Below are 15,311 nucleotides of genomic sequence, written 5' to 3' on the forward strand. Positions count from 1 at the left end.
TCCGATGAACAGATGAGATTGGACTGATGCGGAAAAGGGGGCGACGTATTACGCAGCCGCAACCAGCCGCAGAACCACCGGCGTCGGCGGCCGCTCAACCTGGCCCTCCGGGTTGCGCGTGAGATGGAAGTGCGGCGTGCAGTAGCAGGACCCCGGCTGCCGCGGATGGCCGCAGAACGTGATCGGCTCGCCATCCCTGTCTCCGCCGTACGGATAACGGCAATCTCCCGGCTGGAGATCATCGAAAGAAATCAGCCGCGGGCTGATCCCCACGCAGCGCAGTTGCGCCGGCTTCCTGCCCTCGCTTGCAGGCCGCGGCCGAACCGAGCCGACCGGCCGGCACTCCGGACGTGGCCGCGCGCAGCGGGGCTTGAGTTGGGGTCCCCTCTCCTTGCCGATCTCGGGCCGCGCCAGCGCCATCCGCTTGGCGCGACCCAATATGGCGCTGCGCGTATAAGTCGTTCCAAATCTTGCGTTAATCTCTTTCGTGATCTCGCCATACGACATGCCCTTGGCATGCAGATCCCGCAGCGCTTCGGAGTGTCGCAGCGGCCAGTCGCTCGATTGCATCCCTCGCCTCTTCTTCTTCGCTCCGACGTTGCATTCAGCAGCATCGCCAAGCACCGCTTGAATTTCCGATATTCCGAAGAAAAAGTCAAGCTTGAATTCTGATAATCGGAAATGTATCCTTCCCGCGGGATTCGCAAGCGAGGACAAGACAATGCTGGACGTCACCATGATCGAGCGTGGGCTGGAAAAGCCGGGGAAGACCAAAGGCGGGCTTGCCCGCGCCATGGGCGTGCGCCCCGGCGCCGTCTCCGAAATCCTTTCGGGACAACGGCTGATCAAGGCGGCCGAGATCGGCCTGATCATCGATTATCTCGAACTGAATGCCGTGCCGATCATGGGACGGGTCGGCGCCGGGGCGGTGATCGAGCCGGAATATGAGCAAGTTCCGGCCGAGGGCCTGGGCGAGGTCGCTGTGCCCTTTCCAATCTCGGAAGAGACGATCGCCTTCGAAGTGACGGGCGATTCGATGCTGCCGAAATATGAGAACGGGGACGTCATCGTCGTCTATCGCGAACAGCGGCACCCGCTGTCGAGTTTCTACGGCGAAGAGGCCGTCGTGCGGCTGAAGACCGGCGAACGCTATCTGAAGACCATCGAGCGGGGGAAGTCGCCCTCCGTGGTGAACCTCATCAGTTTCAACGCCAAGCCGATCATCGGCGTAAAGCTCGAATGGATCGGCGAAATCTGCGTCACGCTGCCGCGCGGCCAGATCGCGCGGATGCGGTCGAAGACCGCGTCCCGAACCCGGCAGGCCAAGTCGGCCGGCAAGGCCTCAAGCAGATAAAGCGCCCTGAAGCAGATGGGGAATAGCTTGCATGCTCGCTTGGGCACAGGTCTCAGCCTGTGCCCCTGCTTCCGGACGTCCGAATTTCGCGCTTGACAAAATTCTGATTTTCGGAAATTATGGCAGTTACAGCCGGAAGGTCCGAAGGTGAATTGCTCTGCATGCAATATTTTGTCGTGATGATCGACTACGGGCGGCGCGGACGCGAAGCCGTGGTCGATCCCGAGATGACGCGGCGTGACGTGGTCGCGCGCATCGCGTCCGGGGAATATTCCAATATCAGCTTCATTCACGAGGTCGTCGACCGATCGGTCGAAGATGTGACGACCGACATCCTCTCGGAAGCGGCTCTCCCGGAGATCGAGCAGGACGAGGCCGATCTGCAGGCTGCAAAGTTCGATTATCTGCGCGATCTTCGCAAGCACGAGCGGGCGTGACCCCTGGCGCTCGCCCGGAAGGCTCAGTACCGGCGGCGCCACCGGATGCGCCGCCGCTTACCTGCATTGCAATCAAACCAGAAGCACGGTTGATCCCGTCGTCTTGCGGGCAGCGAGATCAGCGTGGGCCCTGGCCGCATCCTTGAGCGGGTAGGTTTGATGAACTTCGATTTTCACCGCACCGGACTGGACGACGTCGAACAGTTCCTTGGCCATTGCGACCAGATTGTCGCGCTTTGCTGCGTAGGTGAACAAGGTCGGCCTGGTCACGAACAATGAGCCCTTCTGCGCCAGCAAGCCAAGGTTGAGCGGCTCGACCGCGCCGGAGGATTGGCCGAACAGGACCGCAACGCCGAGCGGAGCCAGGCAGTCCAGCGATTTCAGGAAGGTGTCCTTGCCGACGGAATCATAGACGACCGGCACTTTCTTGCCGCCGGTGATCTCATCCACCCGCTTCACGAAGTCCTCGCGGGTGTAGACGATCGTATGCCCACAGCCATGCGCCTGGGCCAGTCTGGCCTTATCATCGCTCGAGACAGTACCGATAACGGTTGCGCCGAGATGTTTGGCCCACTGGCTGAGGATCAAGCCTACCCCACCCGCCACGGCGTGCAGCAGGATGGTGTCCCCCGCCTTCACGCGATAGGTCTGCCGGATCAAATACTGCACGGTGAGACCCTTGAGCATCATGGCCGCCGCCGTCTTGTCGTCGATCGCATCGGGCAGCTTGAGCAGGCTGGCGGCTGGGATCAGCCGTGCTTCGGCATAGGCCCCGAGCGGAGATGAACCGTAAGCGACACGATCGCCGGCCTTAAGGTCAGTGACGCCTTCTCCCACCGCCTCGACCACGCCTGCGGCCTCGCTGCCGAGGCCGCTCGGCAACTGAGCGGGATAAAGGCCGGAGCGGTTGTAGATGTCGACGAAATTGAGCCCGACCGCCGTGTGGCGGATGCGTGCCTCACCCGGACCGGGCTTGCCGACCTCGACCTCCTCCCATTGAAGCACCTCGGGTCCGCCTGCTTGATGAAATCGGATGGCATGCGTCATGCGTTACTCCCTTCGAGTTAATCCTGTATCAGCCGACGTTCGCAGTTGCGGTACGACGCTGCCAGTCGTGCGGATCGGTCCCGATCCGCACGTTTGAGCTTGGCTGTCGATCCGCGGCTTACCTGGAGGAACCGGCCAGAGGGCAGCGCGTTTTCCGCCCGATATTGAGAGGCGAAGCCATGCTTCCGAGGAAACGCCGAACATTGCCGAGGCCGGCCATTTTGCTCGAACTTGTCTGTCATGCCCTGATGGGAACGGCGCTCGGATTGAGCGTCGGGCTTCTGCTGACATTCGCGGACAACTTCGGCATTGCCCGCCTGATCGCGCATAGCTCTACGCCTCATCAGACCTTCGCAATCCTGATCGGCATGGTCACCCTCCCCTTTTCCGTCGGCGCAACTCTGACCGGCTTCGTGTTCACCATGATGGAGGAGCGCTGAGCTTTGCAAGACGTCTTGTGTCTCAGTAGATGCCGATCTCGATCGGCTGCTCCGACGCGATTCGCTTAAGCGCGGTCGGCGTAAGACTTCAGCAGTTCAACTCTCTCACTTTGCTCTAGCCGGACCGGAGCGTATACGATCTGCGGCGCGAGCAGGCGAAGCCATGGTTCTCGGACGCGTATAGTTCTTCCGTCTGTTGCTTGTAGTAAGCCGGATCTTTGACGGTAAGAAAGTTATGCCGGCCCGATGCGGCGTCAAACCGCATCGCATAGAGATCCGATGTTCTGACCTCATGCCCTTGGGCGCTCAGCGCCTCCATCGCCGCCCGATACATCGCACCATTGAAGCTCTGATGCTCGGGATGAGCGAGTACGATGAAAGTCTTCATTGTCTCTCCCGCACCAATGTCTGCTCCAACCGCGGCGCGCTCCCGGCGCTGATTGGAACCGGCCAACGACCCGGATGTTACCTGAAGGTCACAGCCGCGCACAATCCGCCGCCGTTCCTTATCCGTTCGGAACAGTTGATCAGGAATTTTGCACCCGCTCAGTAGAATGGGCGGGAGTTGGGGCGCGCCACTTTCGAAGGAAGCGAAAATGCCAGCCTATATCAGACATGGCGACGAGCAAGGATTGGCTCCGATTGTCTGCCCCGGTTGTCTCGGAATTTTGCCGATGCTCGTCCGTGAGATCGAGCCGCATTGGAATTCGGCCAGGATCGACCTGGTCTACGAATGCGCCGATTGCGGAGCCGAGGTCAGGCACAGCGTGCACCGGCCCGCTTTACGTCACTAACATAAAACTCAAGTCAGGAAGCGCTGCCTTCGCTGGCAGTGCGCGTGCGACAAGCGTTAGTCTTCGTCACGATGAAGTCGCGGATCTTTTTTGAGGCACGCCGTTCGACGCCCCAGTGCTCCTATTCCGAAGTCGGGGTCATGCCGCGGCGATCTCGCTTGCGGGCTTCGGAATCGACGAGCGCCAGTAAGTCAGTTGGATCTCATCTAATGCGTCAGCTCGTGCACGTCGCTCCAGTTCAGATTGCACTCACGGAAGTGAAGCGCGATCTCCTCTAACGCCCTCCTCTCCCACTCCTCCGCTTGCGCCAGCCAAAACATACGCCGCTGAACGTCCAATGCCGCACGCTCGCGGCAGAAATGCTCCTGATTGCGGATTTCCACGAGTCTGTTCATGCCTCACTCCCGAGAGGTACGAAACCAGCGCCATGCATCTTTTAGCAGACCACGCCGCTTTGGTCACGGCATCGTGCTGAGACGGAATCTTCCGGTTCCAAAGCCCATCGCAACGCACCAGAATGCATGATGGATATCCGCCTATACGCGCCTGACGTAGCAATGAAAGCCGCCATAGATCCCGGAGCGGTCCAGTTCAGCGCCAAGCGTGCTTCGCTCTTCGTCGCGATGCCATCGGTTCCTGAGTGCCGCGGCCCCAATGGCATCCAGAGGGGACACGCTGCCCGCGGTGCGAAATACGATGCGCACGCGCTCGCTCCCCGCCCGATCTATAGAGGTCCACAAGGCCTGGATCTCGTCAGCGTCCATCGAGTCCTGCGCATCCAACAGTAAGACAGCGTCGACCTCACGCGCCGGCAAGCTGTCCAGAAGCTGCGCGATATTGCCTTGAACAGGGATGATCACGCCGACACCGTTGCGCATCCGAGCGAAATGGCAACGCTGCAAATATGGCGGCAGGCAGCGGTCGTCGGCGCCAGTGTAGGCGCGGCGTAGCGCCTGCCAGGCAAAGTAGTTAGCCGTCTCTGAGCTACCCTCGAGCAAGCGCCGCAACCGCTGGTAAAGCACGCTATCGAGCGGCGCTTCCGCTTTCAGGAGCGCCCGCTGTCGCGGCGAAATACCGAGACCGAACAGAAAAATCCGGACGTCCATCATGAGCCGCAGCGGCATCGAATGAAACAGGCGATCAAGGCGCGCCATCGCTTCAAGCCGCTCCGGAGAATCCACCGCCCCCCTCAGCAGGGCATCGAGATCAATCCCAAGAACACGTGCAATCAGATGAGCCAAACCGATCGCGCGACCCAACAGTCCGTGGCGGTAGAGACCGTCGGTGAAATAGGTGTATCGCTGCCGCCCGAGAACATTGCGACCGTCCCAATAGCTCCGCGCATGCCCATCGAGGAGCGGACGTAGTTTCCGGATGTAGCGGGCTGCATTCGCGGGCGAGGCTGCGTCACCAAAGAATTCCCAGAACTCGTTGTAGCCGGCGAACGCACGCACGCCCGCAAGCCTCAATTTGAGCAGCGCGAGCTGGGCCTCATTGCGATCGACAGCATAAATCTGCGCCGGCTGCGCGGTGAGATAGGAGAGCACGTTGCAACCGCCAGAGGACATTGCCACGATCGTGGACCCCAGCGGCAATTGCAACGCCGCGAGGTCCGCTTGCGGATCGTCCCAGCTTTGGGTGTGCATCAAACGTTGTAGTGAGAACGCGAGCGCCCTGTTCCAGAGCGTCATCGCATTCTCATGCCTGCTGCCGCGTGCCGTCCCGGCGATCAGTTGCGTCGTCATCCATGCCTCGGCTCACCGATTCGGCAATGGTAGCGCGGACGCAATGCAGTTATGCGACAGACGGACTACATCCTTTCGTACGCACGTCTTGAAAAAGTCGCGCAGAAAACGCGATCAATCGTCCGATCTCAGGACAGTGCGACGACCGCGGCGCAAGGTTCGCCACCCCTCCACACTGCCGAACAATGCCAGTGCGATCACAAACGGCAATAAATGGTAAAGAATCCGGAAGATCAGCAGCACCGCAAGCACGGGATCCTTATCGTCACTTCCGAGGCCGAGCAGAATTGTCGCATCGAACATCCCGATGCCGGCCGGCGCATGACTGGCGAAGCCCAGTAACGTGGCCGCGATGAACACGGCCATCAACCGCGAGACCTCGATATCGAGCTCCGCCGGGATCAAGACGTACATGGCGAGCGCGGCGGTGCTCAAATCAAACAGGCCTATCAGGATCTGCAGCAGGACCAGGGGCCCGGACGGAAGCCTTACCGGCCAGCGCTTGCTGCGCCGTCCAGGCCAGCTCCAAACCACGAAGCCAAACACTCCGGCGAGCAATGCTGCTGCGACCAACCGATTCAACGCCGGCGGCCAATACTCAACCCAGCCGAAGGCATCGGGATCGATCATCAGGCTGAGTCCCAGGGCCGTCAGATTGCCGAGCCAGAAAGTGAGGCCGGTCAGAAAGCTGATATTCGCGATGTCGATCGCACCAAGCTTGTAGCGGGAATAGATTCGATAGCGGATGACGGGAGCGATCAAAGCGACGGCCCCAATACCATGGGCGATCGGATAGCTCGTAAAGCTTGCAAGTGCCGCCATGCGGAACGGAATATCACCTCGGCCGATCGTGCGAAGCGCGAGCAGGTCGTAAAGCGTCAGGCTCGCGTAGGACAAGATGATGAGCGCCAGGGCCAGTGCGATCAGCCGGATGTCCGTATTCTCAGCGATCGTCAGCGCGTGGGCTATATCCAGCTTCTTGACGGCGCGGGTGAGCGCATAGATCGCAGCGACGGCAACGATCACACTGACCGCGAGGCCACCAAGACCTCGGAGCCAGGCCTTGCGGCTCAACGCCGCCTCGGGTTGATCGTCGGGCAGGACGGCGAGCCTATGAGGTCCTGGCGGCGCGGATGCACCAGCCGATTCGGGTCGATTCATGGCGCCCTTTGACACGCTGATGTGACAGTTAATTTACCGTTGCAGACGTTTGTCCGCATACCCTCTTCCGTACGCGACCATCGACGCTCCGTGGCGGGACATCGTTCCTCATCCAATGCGACATTGCGGCGCGGTTGATCATTTGAATTTGAACTAAGCACTGCAGCATCAACCCATATTGAACAGACCAGTGCAAATCCCTGTGCATGATGGTCGCATCTTCGTCATGCGGGCTCGGTAAGAGGCCGCACGACAATCGCCATTCGAGGCAACATGAACGCGGAATTCGACCACGACCTGACGCAGGACCAATGGGAGACGCTCAAGACGCTGCGTCTTCCCGCGCGCGAACGCCGCAAGGTCAACAGCTTCATCGTCCATCAGCTCGAAGCTGCGGGGCTCGTCGCGAGCGTCGATGGTACGCCCTTGCTCACGCACGCCGGCCGAAAGGTGCTGATCCGAGGCTCATCGCGGCTCCTCGACGTTGCGGCCTGAGAAGGCTTCGACAACGACCAGGCCGTTACCACAAGCTATGCCGGGCGCGTTCCGGCCACTCCTGGTCATACTGCTCGGCATCGACCTCATTCGCGCTCATGGCAGCCAGAATCTGGCCGGGGGTCGGGAGCTCTCTTGGGTCGACGCGCTTGTTCGGGTTCCACAAATCGGAACGAACGATCGCACGTGCGCACTGAAAATAGACCTCCTCGACAGCCATGACGAGAACGCTGCGCGGCGTTTTGCCATCCATCTCGAAGGAGGCGAGCAGCGCCGTATCTGCCGACAATTGTGCGCGGCCGTTGACACGCAAGGTATTGCCGGATCCCGGGATCAGGAACAGCAAGGCGATCCGCGGATCACGGACGATATTGCGTAGGGAATCGATGCGATTGTTGCCGCGGCGGTCCGGCAGCATCAAAGTCTTTTCATCATGGATACGAACGAATCCCGGCAGGTCACCACGCGGTGAGCAGTCGATCCCTTCCGGACCGCAGGTCGCGAGCGCAACGAAAGGCGACCTCTCGATCAGGATGCGATAATGTGGCGTCACCCGATCGGCAACCTTCACGGTCGATGTCAGGCCGGTCTTGCCGTAGATCGCTTCCAGCTGCTCAATCGTGGTGATGATCGACATACACTTTCTCGCTAGTTTGCTTCAGATCCGCCGCCAAGCTCGCCCTGGATGATCCTCACCAGCGCTCCGGCGTGCTGTTTCGGATCTCCGACATTGATAATCGTGACATCCGCTACGAGCGCGCCTTCGGGAACGGTCCGATGCAGGCGCTCCCCAAGATCGCCGTCGCTTGCGCGATGTCGATGTGCCAATCGTTCGGCCAACACCTCCTCCGGAGCGGTCACGGCAACGACCAGCACATGCTGATAGACACGGCGAACCGCCGAAATCACCCGGCGTGAAACATTGATGACGACCGTTCGGCCGGCGCGGATATCGTCGTCGATAGCACGCCGCACACCGTACGCGTGCCCGTGCGCTTCCCAATGAATGGCGAACTGGTTCTGCACCAAGGCCCGCTGAAATGCGGCGGCGTCCAGTTCGTCATTGTCTTCGAACGCCGACGCCCGCCGCGTCACCACACGACGCGGAAACACGACCCGATCATTACCGGCACATTTCGCACGCGCCAGATTGATCAGCGTATCCTTGCCCGCGCCGCTCGGTCCGACCACCAGCACCAGTCGGCCGGGGCCCAGCCTGGCCGGAACATCGGACGAGAGGACAGGCGTCTCGCTCATGCGACGCGCGTTCCCTCTCGCCAGACGCTACGGACGACCGGAACCGCACCCCGAACATGCACGCGGATCAGATCGGCGCGCTTGCCGGGTGCGATCTCGCCGCGGTCCGCAAGGCCGACGGCCTCTGCCGGCGTTTTGGTGACCGTGCGGACTGCCGCAGCCAAGTCGATCGACGGCACACGCTCTGGCAATTGCAGCGCTCCCAACAACAGGCTCGACGGCACATAGTCGGAGGACAGAATGTCGAGCAGGCCTTCGCGGGCGAGGTCCACGGCGGCAATATTACCGGAATGCGAGCCGCCGCGCACGACGTTCGGCGCGCCCATCAGGATGCAGATGCCGGCCCGGTGCAGGCCCCGCGCAGCCTCGATCGTGGTGGGAAACTCCGCCACCGAAATGCGGTCCTTGATCGCGTCGGCGACGTTCTCTTCCGTCGTATCGTCATGGCTGGCGAGCGGAACATCATGTTTCTGCGCCAGCGCGACGATCTCCCGCAGATTGTCGGCGGCATAGGCCTTCTGATAGGCGAAGCGCCGCTCGAACAGCACATCGAGCTCTGCATCCGTCCTGCCGCCGCCTTTGCCGCGATAATAATCGCGCAGCTTGCCCTCGTCGCGAAACTGGCGCTGCCCCGGCGTGTGGTCCATCAGCGACATCAGCCGTACGTCGGCGCGTCCGGCCAATTGTTTGGCCTCTTCGACGACGGTCGGCATCGGAATTTCGCAGCGCAAGTGCAGGAAGTGATCCGCACGCAGCAGGCCATCCTCGCGGGCCGCCGCGATCGCCTCCGCGAGCACCTCCGATTTTCCATCGACTCCTCCGGCGCCCTCTTCGCTCCAGACGCGAAGGGAATCCAAGACGGTCGTGATGCCCGCGGTGGCCAGCTGGGCATCATAGGAGATCACTGCGGCGATCGGATCCCAATACACCTTCGGCCGCGGCACGAAATGCATTTCGAGATGGTCCGTATGGAGCTCGACCAGCCCGGGCATGATCAAATCGCCGCCGGCGTCCTCACTGCCGGCAGGAGCTGTGCCCTCCCCGACGGCGACAATCCGGCCTTGAGCCGCCGCCACCCAGCCTTGCTCGATGACGCGATCTGCCAGGATCACCCTGGCATTACCGATCACGATCTCGGAATTGGTTGAGGCCATGCTGTGTCTGTCCTGTTCACGCCGCGGCCGCAAATGCGGTCACGTCCACGGTGCCGTCTGCGATTTTCTCACGGATCTCGTCGTCATGAACGATCGCAAGCATCGCGACGCCGTCTTTCTTCTTGGCCGCGATCAGTTCGACCACGACAGCGCGATTTGCCGCATCGAGCGAGGCCGTCGGCTCATCGAGCAGGAGAATCGGCAGATCAGAAATGAAGCCGCGTGCGATATTGACGCGCTGCTGCTCGCCTCCTGAAAAGGTCGACGGCGGCAGGCTCCAGAGACGTTCGGGGATGTTGAGCCGCCGCAGCAACCGGCCAGCCTGTTCGCGGGCGTCGTCACGCGATGCTCCGCTCGCGATCAAGGGCTCGGCCACCACGTCGAGCGCCGGCACGCGTGGCACGGCGCGCAGGAACTGACTGACATAACCGATGGTCCGCCGGCGCGCCGTCAGGATCGCGCGCGGCTCTGCTGTCGCGAGGTCGAGCATCGCGCCCTCGTGCCGCACGGCGATACGGCCGCCATCGCAGCGGTAGTTGCAGAAGATCATCTTCAGGATCGACGACTTGCCGGCGCCGGACGGCCCGGACAGCACGACACACTCGCCCGCCTCGACCTGGAACGAGACACCGCGCACCACCGGCAGCCGCACGCCGCCCTGCAGGTGCATGGTGAAAGTCTTCTCTGCCTTCTCGATAGCAATCATCACGGTCATGGAAGCAGCCTTATGGAGGCAGGATCGAAGAGACGAGCAATTGGGTGTAAGGCTCGCGCGGATCGTCGAGCACCTGATCGGTCAACCCGGTTTCGATCACCCGCCCCTCCTTCATCACCATCACCCGATGCGACAGCAGACGCGCCACCGCGAGATCGTGGGTCACCACGATTGCCGCAAGGCCCAGCTCATTGACCAGGCTGCGCATCAGGTCAAGCAGGCGCGCCTGCACGGAGACATCGAGCCCGCCGGTCGGCTCGTCCATGAACACGAGCCGTGGCTCGGTGACGAGATTACGCGCGATCTGCAGCCGCTGGCGCATGCCACCCGAATAGGTACGCGGCGCATCGTCGATACGCGCGATATCGATCTCGACGCGCTGCAGCCAGGACGACGCTGTCTGGCGTATGCGGCCGTAATTGTTCCAGCCGACCGCCATCAGCCGTTCGCCGACATTGGCGCCGGCGGACACGGCCATGCGCAGGCCTTGCGCCGGATCCTGGTGGACATAACCCCAGTCGGTCCGGAATAGGAAACGACGTTCAGCTTCGCTCAAGGCTGCAAGGTCGCGCAGCACGCCATCGCGCATCCGGTATGAAACGCGGCCAGCACTCGGCCCAAGCTGCGCTGACAGCATCTGCAGCAGCGTCGACTTGCCGGAGCCTGATTCGCCGACGATCGCCAGCACCTCGCCCGGATACAGCGTGAAGGAGATATCGCGACAAGCGGCGAGCCGCCCATAAGTCTTGGCGAGCCCCTCCGCAACGAGGAGCGGCTGGTCCGAACTGCCGAACGCTTCAACCATGAGCGGTCTCCTTGTGGGGAGCAGCAGTCTGACTGCCGCGATGGCCCGCCGCCTGGCGATGCTCGCAATAGTCCGTATCGGAGCAGACGAACATGCGGCTGCCCTGGTCGTCGGTCACGATCTCGTCGAGATAGGAGTCCTCGGCGCCGCAGAGCGCACAAGGTGCGTCGAACTTGTAGCGCGTGAACGGATGGTCCTCGAAATCGAGCGACACGACAGACGTGTAAGGCGGGATTGCATAGATGCGCTTCTCGCGGCCGGCCCCGAACAGCTGCAGCGCCGGACAATTGTCCATCTTCGGATTGTCGAATTTCGGAGTTGGCGATGGATCCATGACGTAGCGCGCATTGACCTTGACCGGATAGGCGTAAGCCGTCGCGATATGGCCGAAGCGAGCGATATCCTCATAGAGCTTCACATGCATGAGGCCGTATTCCGCGAGCGCATGCATGCGCCTAGTCTCGGTCTCCCGCGGCTCCAGGAAGCGCAAGGGCTCGGGAATCGGCACCTGATAGACCAGCACCTGTCCGGCCCGCAGCGGCGCTTCGGGAATCCGATGCCGGGTCTGGATCACCGTCGCGGCCTCGGTCGAGGTCGTGGTGCCGACACCCGCGGTCTTGGCAAAGAATTTTCGGATCGAGATCGCATTGGTGGTGTCGTCCGATCCCTGGTCGATCACCTTGAGCACGTCATCGGGGCCGAGAATGGAGGCCGTGACCTGCACGCCGCCGGTGCCCCAACCATAGGGCATCGGCATTTCGCGGCTCGCGAACGGCACCTGATAGCCGGGAATGGCGATCGCCTTCAGGATCGCACGACGGATCATCCGCTTGGTCTGTTCGTCCAGATAGGCGAAATTATAAGTCGGCGCGTTCATTCAGCGGCCTCCTTCAAAGACGACGCGGCGTTCGCCTCCTCGAACTCCTTGCGCAGCTTGCGCAAGAGTCCGAGCTCGGACTGGAAGTCGACGTAATGCGGCAGCTTCAGATGTTCGACGAAACCGGTCGCCTGCACATTGTCAGAATGCGACATCACGAACTCCTCGTCCTGCGCCGGCGCAACGACGTCCTCACCGAGTTCGCGCGCCCTCAGAGCACGATCGACCAGTGCCATCGACATCGTCTTCCGCTCGCTCTGCCCGAAAGCAAGCCCATAGCCGCGGGTGAAGCACGGCGCCTCGGTCGCCGACCCCTTGAACTGGTTGACCATCTGACATTCGGTGAGTTCGAGCGAACCGAGCGGCACCGCGAAGCCGACCTCTTCGGCAAAGAGCTCCACCTCGACCTCGCCGAAGCGAATCTCCCCGGCGAACGGATGGTTGCGGCCATAGCCGCGCTGTGTCGAATAACCCAGTGCCAGCAAGAACCCCTCATCGCCGCGCGCGAGATTCTGCAAGCGGAGATCGCGCTCGGCCGGGAAACTGAGCGGCTCACGCGTGAGGTCACCGACCGCTGCATCGGCTTGCCCCCGGGGTGACGCCTCGATCAGTCCGTCGCGCCCGAGAATATCGGTCACGCGCGGAGTGGGCACATCGGGCGCTTCCGCCAGCGCCGGCGGATCCGGCTCGAAACCTTGCGCCAGCTGCGGATCGAGCAAACGATGCGTGTAATCGAAGGTCGGTCCAAGCACCTGCCCCCCTGGAATATCTTTGAAGGTCGAGGATACGCGCCGCTGCACCCGCATCGCGGCGGTGTCGACCGGCTCGGTCGCGCCGAATCGAGGCAAGGTTGCACGAAAGGCCCGCACCAGGAAGATCGCCTCGATCAGGTCGCCGCGCGCCTGCTTGATGGCGAGCGCTGCAAGCTCCCGGTCGTAAAGCGAGCCCTCGCCCATGACCCGGTCGACCGCCAGCCCCAGCTGTTCGGCGATCTGCGCCAACGAGATCTCCGGAACGTCGCGATCGCCACGCCGCTCATGCGCGAGCAGCCGGTGCGCGTTCTCGATGGCGCGTTCGCCGCCTTTGACCGCCACATACATGCATTAACCTCCCGCCGCGACCAGCCGCGTCGTACGTGGGATCGCCACCATGCTATCATCATGGACCAGCACGACATCGATACCGCGCGGAAACAGTGTTTCGTTGATCGCAAGCCGATCGAACAAATCCTCCGGCTCGATCTTGGCACGCAGCCTTGCCGTGCCGTCGATGCCGGGACCGCGCAACGTGTAATGACGCCCCTCGCCCAAATTCTCGGCCTGCAGGACCAGCGTCGTCGAGCGATCCGGATATTCCCCGCTACCGAGTGCAAACGACTCAAAGCCGGGTAGCGATGCGCCGTCCGTGACCAGCGCAAAAGCGGCATTCGCGACTGCGGCAACAACCGGCGCTCCGGCGTGGAATTTGAGCCAAGCCGCAATATCAGGCGCCGCCGCCAATTTCGGATCGAGCCAGACCGGCGTGTCATGATCGAACAAGGTCAGGGCGATCGCAGCAGCGGCGCGCGTCAGGCCGGTCGGCACGCCGACGTCGACGGTGACGCGCTGAATGCTGCCCGGCCGGGCCATCGCCTCCATAACGGCACGGAAGGTCGACTGCGCCGCGATGACCGGATCGGCAAAGCCCGCCGGAAGATCTGAGACCATGCCCATCATTCAACCCTCGCCGCGCACCATCGTGTAGAACTCGACCTTCGTCGCCGCCGCTTCGCGTGCGCTCTGCTGCCGCTCTGCGCGCACGCGTTCGCGCAACGGTGCGACCACCTGGGTTTCGACAGCGTCGGCATAGGCGTCCGCTTGGATCAGCGCATCGCACAGTGCGACCAGGCGCGCCTTCTTACCGTCGCGCCCGAGCACGTAGCCGAACCCGACTTCGCCGCTGGCAAGGCGTACCGCCGCGCGCGACACCGTAGCTTCGCCGAGATTGAAGGGCGCACCATCGCCGCCGGCACGGCCACGCACCATCACCAGCCCGCTCTCAGGCGTGCGCAGCTCCGCATGCGGCGGCAGTGCGATCGGCTGCAGGCGCTCGGCAATCTCAGCTGCCGGCACGTGCGCCAGTACCCGCATCGCGGCTTTGCGTCTGTCCTTCATCGCCTCTGCGCTCATCGTCTTATCAGTCTTGGTCTTCTCGGACTTGCCGGATCTAAGTTGTCTATGATATTAGACAACTTGATAGCGGCCGGCAATGACCGTTTCATGACATGCCTGTGATTTTCACGACCTCTGGCGGAACCCAGCGATGAGCATGCAGGATGCAGTTTCCGGGGTGGCCCTGTGGCGCCAGGTGGCGGACGGGATCGAACGCGATATCGCCGAAGGGCGCTTTGCCGCCGGCACGCGGCTGCCCGGCGAAACCGAGATCGCGGAGATCTATCGGGTGAACCGCCACACCGTGCGGCGAGCGCTCGCAGCCTTGGCCGAACGCGGCCTGGTGCGGGCGGCGCGTGGCAGCGGCACCTATGTCGAGGCCCCGCGCCTCGCCTACCCGCTCAGCTCGCGCACGCGCTTCTCGGAGAACGTCGGCGCCGGAGGCCGCGAGCCGCGCGGCCAGTTGATTGCAGCCTCGCAGGAGCCAGCCTCACGCGAACTCGCGCGCGAGCTCAAGCTCAGGACCGGCGCGCCCTTGGTGCGAATCGAGGCGCTGCGTTTGGCTGACAAGATCCCGATCTGCCTCAGCACCTCCTGGCTGTCGGCGGAACGCTTTCCCGATGCAGCCCGGATATTCGCCTCGACCCGCTCGATGACTGCCCTGCTCGCCCATTACGATATCCGCGACTATCGCCGCGGTTCGACGCGGATCACCGCCGCCATCGCTGAGGCCAGCGACGCGGCACGGCTTGACCTCGCGTTGGGGCGTCCTGTGTTGGTCGTCGATAGCACCGATATTGACGCGGACGGCACGCCGCTGATCACCAAGCGCTCGAGGTTTGCCGCCGAACGCGTCACCTTCGAGATCGCGAGCTGACCA

Annotated in this window: 20 protein-coding genes; 5 read left to right on the top strand and 15 right to left on the bottom strand. The window is 62.4% G+C overall.

Translation table 11 applies throughout. The features are described from left to right. Positions 1-48: 48 nt before the first annotated feature. Positions 49-570, bottom strand: coding sequence for a GcrA family cell cycle regulator (locus QX071_RS21070; RefSeq protein WP_315704597.1), 522 nt, complete (start codon positions 568-570; stop codon positions 49-51). A gap of 151 nt (positions 571-721) precedes the next feature. Between QX071_RS21070 and QX071_RS21075 the strand changes: the two genes are divergently transcribed. Together QX071_RS21075 and QX071_RS21080 are read left to right on the top strand one after the other, a co-directional pair. Then, a complete protein-coding gene (locus QX071_RS21075; RefSeq protein WP_315704598.1) occupies positions 722-1,354 on the top strand; it encodes an XRE family transcriptional regulator in 633 nt (210 codons plus the stop codon). A 161-nt stretch (positions 1,355-1,515) separates the two neighbouring features. Then, on the top strand, positions 1,516-1,791 hold the full coding sequence (locus QX071_RS21080; protein ID WP_315704599.1) for a hypothetical protein: 276 nt from the start codon (positions 1,516-1,518) through the stop codon (positions 1,789-1,791). A 72-nt stretch (positions 1,792-1,863) separates the two neighbouring features. On the opposite strand, the gene QX071_RS21085 is transcribed toward QX071_RS21080, so the two are convergent. Further along, positions 1,864-2,838, bottom strand: a complete 975-nt coding sequence (locus tag QX071_RS21085; RefSeq protein WP_315704600.1) for a quinone oxidoreductase — start codon at positions 2,836-2,838, stop codon at positions 1,864-1,866. A gap of 221 nt (positions 2,839-3,059) precedes the next feature. Here QX071_RS21085 and QX071_RS21090 point away from each other — a divergent pair, with 221 nt between their 5' ends. Next, positions 3,060-3,278 (top strand): hypothetical protein, encoded by a 219-nt coding sequence (locus QX071_RS21090; RefSeq protein ID WP_315704601.1) that lies wholly within the window; start codon positions 3,060-3,062, stop codon positions 3,276-3,278. 115 nt (positions 3,279-3,393) lie between these two features. Here QX071_RS21090 and QX071_RS21095 read toward each other — a convergent pair whose 3' ends face one another. The 4 genes from QX071_RS21095 to QX071_RS21110 form a co-directional block, all read right to left on the bottom strand. Beyond that, positions 3,394-3,666: an NAD(P)H-dependent oxidoreductase gene (locus tag QX071_RS21095; RefSeq protein WP_315704602.1), complete on the bottom strand. Its 273-nt coding sequence runs from the start codon at positions 3,664-3,666 to the stop codon at positions 3,394-3,396. A gap of 612 nt (positions 3,667-4,278) precedes the next feature. Next, the gene (locus QX071_RS21100; RefSeq protein WP_315704603.1) at positions 4,279-4,467 is read right to left on the bottom strand and encodes a hypothetical protein; all 189 of its coding nucleotides are present in this window, start codon (positions 4,465-4,467) and stop codon (positions 4,279-4,281) included. Positions 4,468-4,608: 141 nt separating this feature from the next. Next, positions 4,609-5,817 carry a BtaA family protein gene (locus QX071_RS21105; RefSeq protein WP_315704604.1) on the bottom strand — a complete coding sequence of 403 codons (1,209 nt, stop codon included), beginning with the start codon at positions 5,815-5,817 and terminating at the stop codon, positions 4,609-4,611. 114 nt (positions 5,818-5,931) lie between these two features. Next, a complete protein-coding gene (locus QX071_RS21110; RefSeq protein WP_315704959.1) occupies positions 5,932-6,840 on the bottom strand; it encodes a YbhN family protein in 909 nt (302 codons plus the stop codon). A gap of 411 nt (positions 6,841-7,251) precedes the next feature. On the opposite strand from QX071_RS21110, the gene QX071_RS21115 reads away from it, so the two are divergent. After that, a complete protein-coding gene (locus tag QX071_RS21115; protein WP_315704605.1) occupies positions 7,252-7,473 on the top strand; it encodes a hypothetical protein in 222 nt (73 codons plus the stop codon). Positions 7,474-7,498: 25 nt separating this feature from the next. Here QX071_RS21115 and QX071_RS21120 read toward each other — a convergent pair whose 3' ends face one another. Genes QX071_RS21120 through phnG form a run of 9 tightly spaced genes read right to left on the bottom strand, consistent with a single transcriptional unit; the run spans position 7,499 to position 14,449 of the window. Further along, a complete protein-coding gene (locus QX071_RS21120) occupies positions 7,499-8,110 on the bottom strand; it encodes a pyridoxamine 5'-phosphate oxidase family protein (protein ID WP_315704606.1) in 612 nt (203 codons plus the stop codon). 11 nt (positions 8,111-8,121) lie between these two features. Beyond that, positions 8,122-8,730 carry a phosphonate metabolism protein/1,5-bisphosphokinase (PRPP-forming) PhnN gene (gene phnN / locus QX071_RS21125; RefSeq protein WP_315704607.1) on the bottom strand — a complete coding sequence of 203 codons (609 nt, stop codon included), beginning with the start codon at positions 8,728-8,730 and terminating at the stop codon, positions 8,122-8,124. Then, the gene (locus QX071_RS21130) at positions 8,727-9,884 is read right to left on the bottom strand and encodes an alpha-D-ribose 1-methylphosphonate 5-triphosphate diphosphatase (RefSeq protein WP_315704608.1); all 1,158 of its coding nucleotides are present in this window, start codon (positions 9,882-9,884) and stop codon (positions 8,727-8,729) included. The genes phnN and QX071_RS21130 overlap by 4 nt, the downstream gene beginning before the upstream one ends. 16 nt (positions 9,885-9,900) lie before the next feature. Continuing rightward, positions 9,901-10,599 carry a phosphonate C-P lyase system protein PhnL gene (gene phnL / locus QX071_RS21135; RefSeq protein WP_315704609.1) on the bottom strand — a complete coding sequence of 233 codons (699 nt, stop codon included), beginning with the start codon at positions 10,597-10,599 and terminating at the stop codon, positions 9,901-9,903. A 10-nt stretch (positions 10,600-10,609) separates the two neighbouring features. Beyond that, positions 10,610-11,404, bottom strand: coding sequence for a phosphonate C-P lyase system protein PhnK (phnK, locus tag QX071_RS21140; protein ID WP_315704610.1), 795 nt, complete (start codon positions 11,402-11,404; stop codon positions 10,610-10,612). Beyond that, the gene (locus tag QX071_RS21145; protein ID WP_315704611.1) at positions 11,397-12,281 is read right to left on the bottom strand and encodes an alpha-D-ribose 1-methylphosphonate 5-phosphate C-P-lyase PhnJ; all 885 of its coding nucleotides are present in this window, start codon (positions 12,279-12,281) and stop codon (positions 11,397-11,399) included. Before QX071_RS21145 ends, phnK begins: the two co-directional genes overlap by 8 nt. Next, complete coding sequence (locus tag QX071_RS21150; RefSeq protein WP_315704612.1) at positions 12,278-13,381, bottom strand: carbon-phosphorus lyase complex subunit PhnI; 1,104 nt, start codon at positions 13,379-13,381, stop codon at positions 12,278-12,280. The genes QX071_RS21145 and QX071_RS21150 overlap by 4 nt, the downstream gene beginning before the upstream one ends. A 3-nt stretch (positions 13,382-13,384) precedes the next feature. Continuing rightward, a complete protein-coding gene (phnH, locus tag QX071_RS21155) occupies positions 13,385-13,993 on the bottom strand; it encodes a phosphonate C-P lyase system protein PhnH (protein ID WP_315704960.1) in 609 nt (202 codons plus the stop codon). Between the two features lie 3 nt (positions 13,994-13,996). Next, positions 13,997-14,449 carry a phosphonate C-P lyase system protein PhnG gene (phnG, locus tag QX071_RS21160; RefSeq protein WP_315704613.1) on the bottom strand — a complete coding sequence of 151 codons (453 nt, stop codon included), beginning with the start codon at positions 14,447-14,449 and terminating at the stop codon, positions 13,997-13,999. 133 nt (positions 14,450-14,582) lie between these two features. On the opposite strand from phnG, the gene phnF reads away from it, so the two are divergent. Further along, positions 14,583-15,308, top strand: coding sequence for a phosphonate metabolism transcriptional regulator PhnF (phnF, locus tag QX071_RS21165; protein WP_315704614.1), 726 nt, complete (start codon positions 14,583-14,585; stop codon positions 15,306-15,308). Positions 15,309-15,311 lie beyond the last annotated feature (3 nt).

Source organism: Bradyrhizobium sp. SZCCHNS1022 (genome assembly GCF_032484835.1).
In the GTDB taxonomy this organism is placed as follows: domain Bacteria; phylum Pseudomonadota; class Alphaproteobacteria; order Rhizobiales; family Xanthobacteraceae; genus Bradyrhizobium.

Bases quoted from the DNA above. Each gene is read 5' to 3' on its own strand.
- QX071_RS21095 (WP_315704602.1), bottom strand. From the start codon at position 3,666: ATGAAGACTTTCATCGTACTCGCTCATCCCGAGCATCAGAGCTTCAAT.
- QX071_RS21145 (WP_315704611.1), bottom strand. From the start codon at position 12,281: ATGAACGCGCCGACTTATAATTTCGCCTATCTGGACGAACAGACCAAG.
- QX071_RS21075 (WP_315704598.1), top strand. From the start codon at position 722: ATGCTGGACGTCACCATGATCGAGCGTGGGCTGGAAAAGCCGGGGAAG.
- QX071_RS21100 (WP_315704603.1), bottom strand. From the start codon at position 4,467: ATGAACAGACTCGTGGAAATCCGCAATCAGGAGCATTTCTGCCGCGAG.
- phnN (WP_315704607.1), bottom strand. From the start codon at position 8,730: ATGAGCGAGACGCCTGTCCTCTCGTCCGATGTTCCGGCCAGGCTGGGC.
- QX071_RS21085 (WP_315704600.1), bottom strand. From the start codon at position 2,838: ATGACGCATGCCATCCGATTTCATCAAGCAGGCGGACCCGAGGTGCTT.
- phnF (WP_315704614.1), top strand. From the start codon at position 14,583: ATGAGCATGCAGGATGCAGTTTCCGGGGTGGCCCTGTGGCGCCAGGTG.
- phnG (WP_315704613.1), bottom strand. From the start codon at position 14,449: ATGAGCGCAGAGGCGATGAAGGACAGACGCAAAGCCGCGATGCGGGTA.
- QX071_RS21105 (WP_315704604.1), bottom strand. From the start codon at position 5,817: ATGACGACGCAACTGATCGCCGGGACGGCACGCGGCAGCAGGCATGAG.
- QX071_RS21120 (WP_315704606.1), bottom strand. From the start codon at position 8,110: ATGTCGATCATCACCACGATTGAGCAGCTGGAAGCGATCTACGGCAAG.
- QX071_RS21080 (WP_315704599.1), top strand. From the start codon at position 1,516: ATGCAATATTTTGTCGTGATGATCGACTACGGGCGGCGCGGACGCGAA.
- phnH (WP_315704960.1), bottom strand. From the start codon at position 13,993: ATGGGCATGGTCTCAGATCTTCCGGCGGGCTTTGCCGATCCGGTCATC.
- QX071_RS21070 (WP_315704597.1), bottom strand. From the start codon at position 570: ATGCAATCGAGCGACTGGCCGCTGCGACACTCCGAAGCGCTGCGGGAT.
- phnK (WP_315704610.1), bottom strand. From the start codon at position 11,404: ATGGTTGAAGCGTTCGGCAGTTCGGACCAGCCGCTCCTCGTTGCGGAG.
- QX071_RS21150 (WP_315704612.1), bottom strand. From the start codon at position 13,381: ATGTATGTGGCGGTCAAAGGCGGCGAACGCGCCATCGAGAACGCGCAC.
- phnL (WP_315704609.1), bottom strand. From the start codon at position 10,599: ATGACCGTGATGATTGCTATCGAGAAGGCAGAGAAGACTTTCACCATG.
- QX071_RS21115 (WP_315704605.1), top strand. From the start codon at position 7,252: ATGAACGCGGAATTCGACCACGACCTGACGCAGGACCAATGGGAGACG.
- QX071_RS21130 (WP_315704608.1), bottom strand. From the start codon at position 9,884: ATGGCCTCAACCAATTCCGAGATCGTGATCGGTAATGCCAGGGTGATC.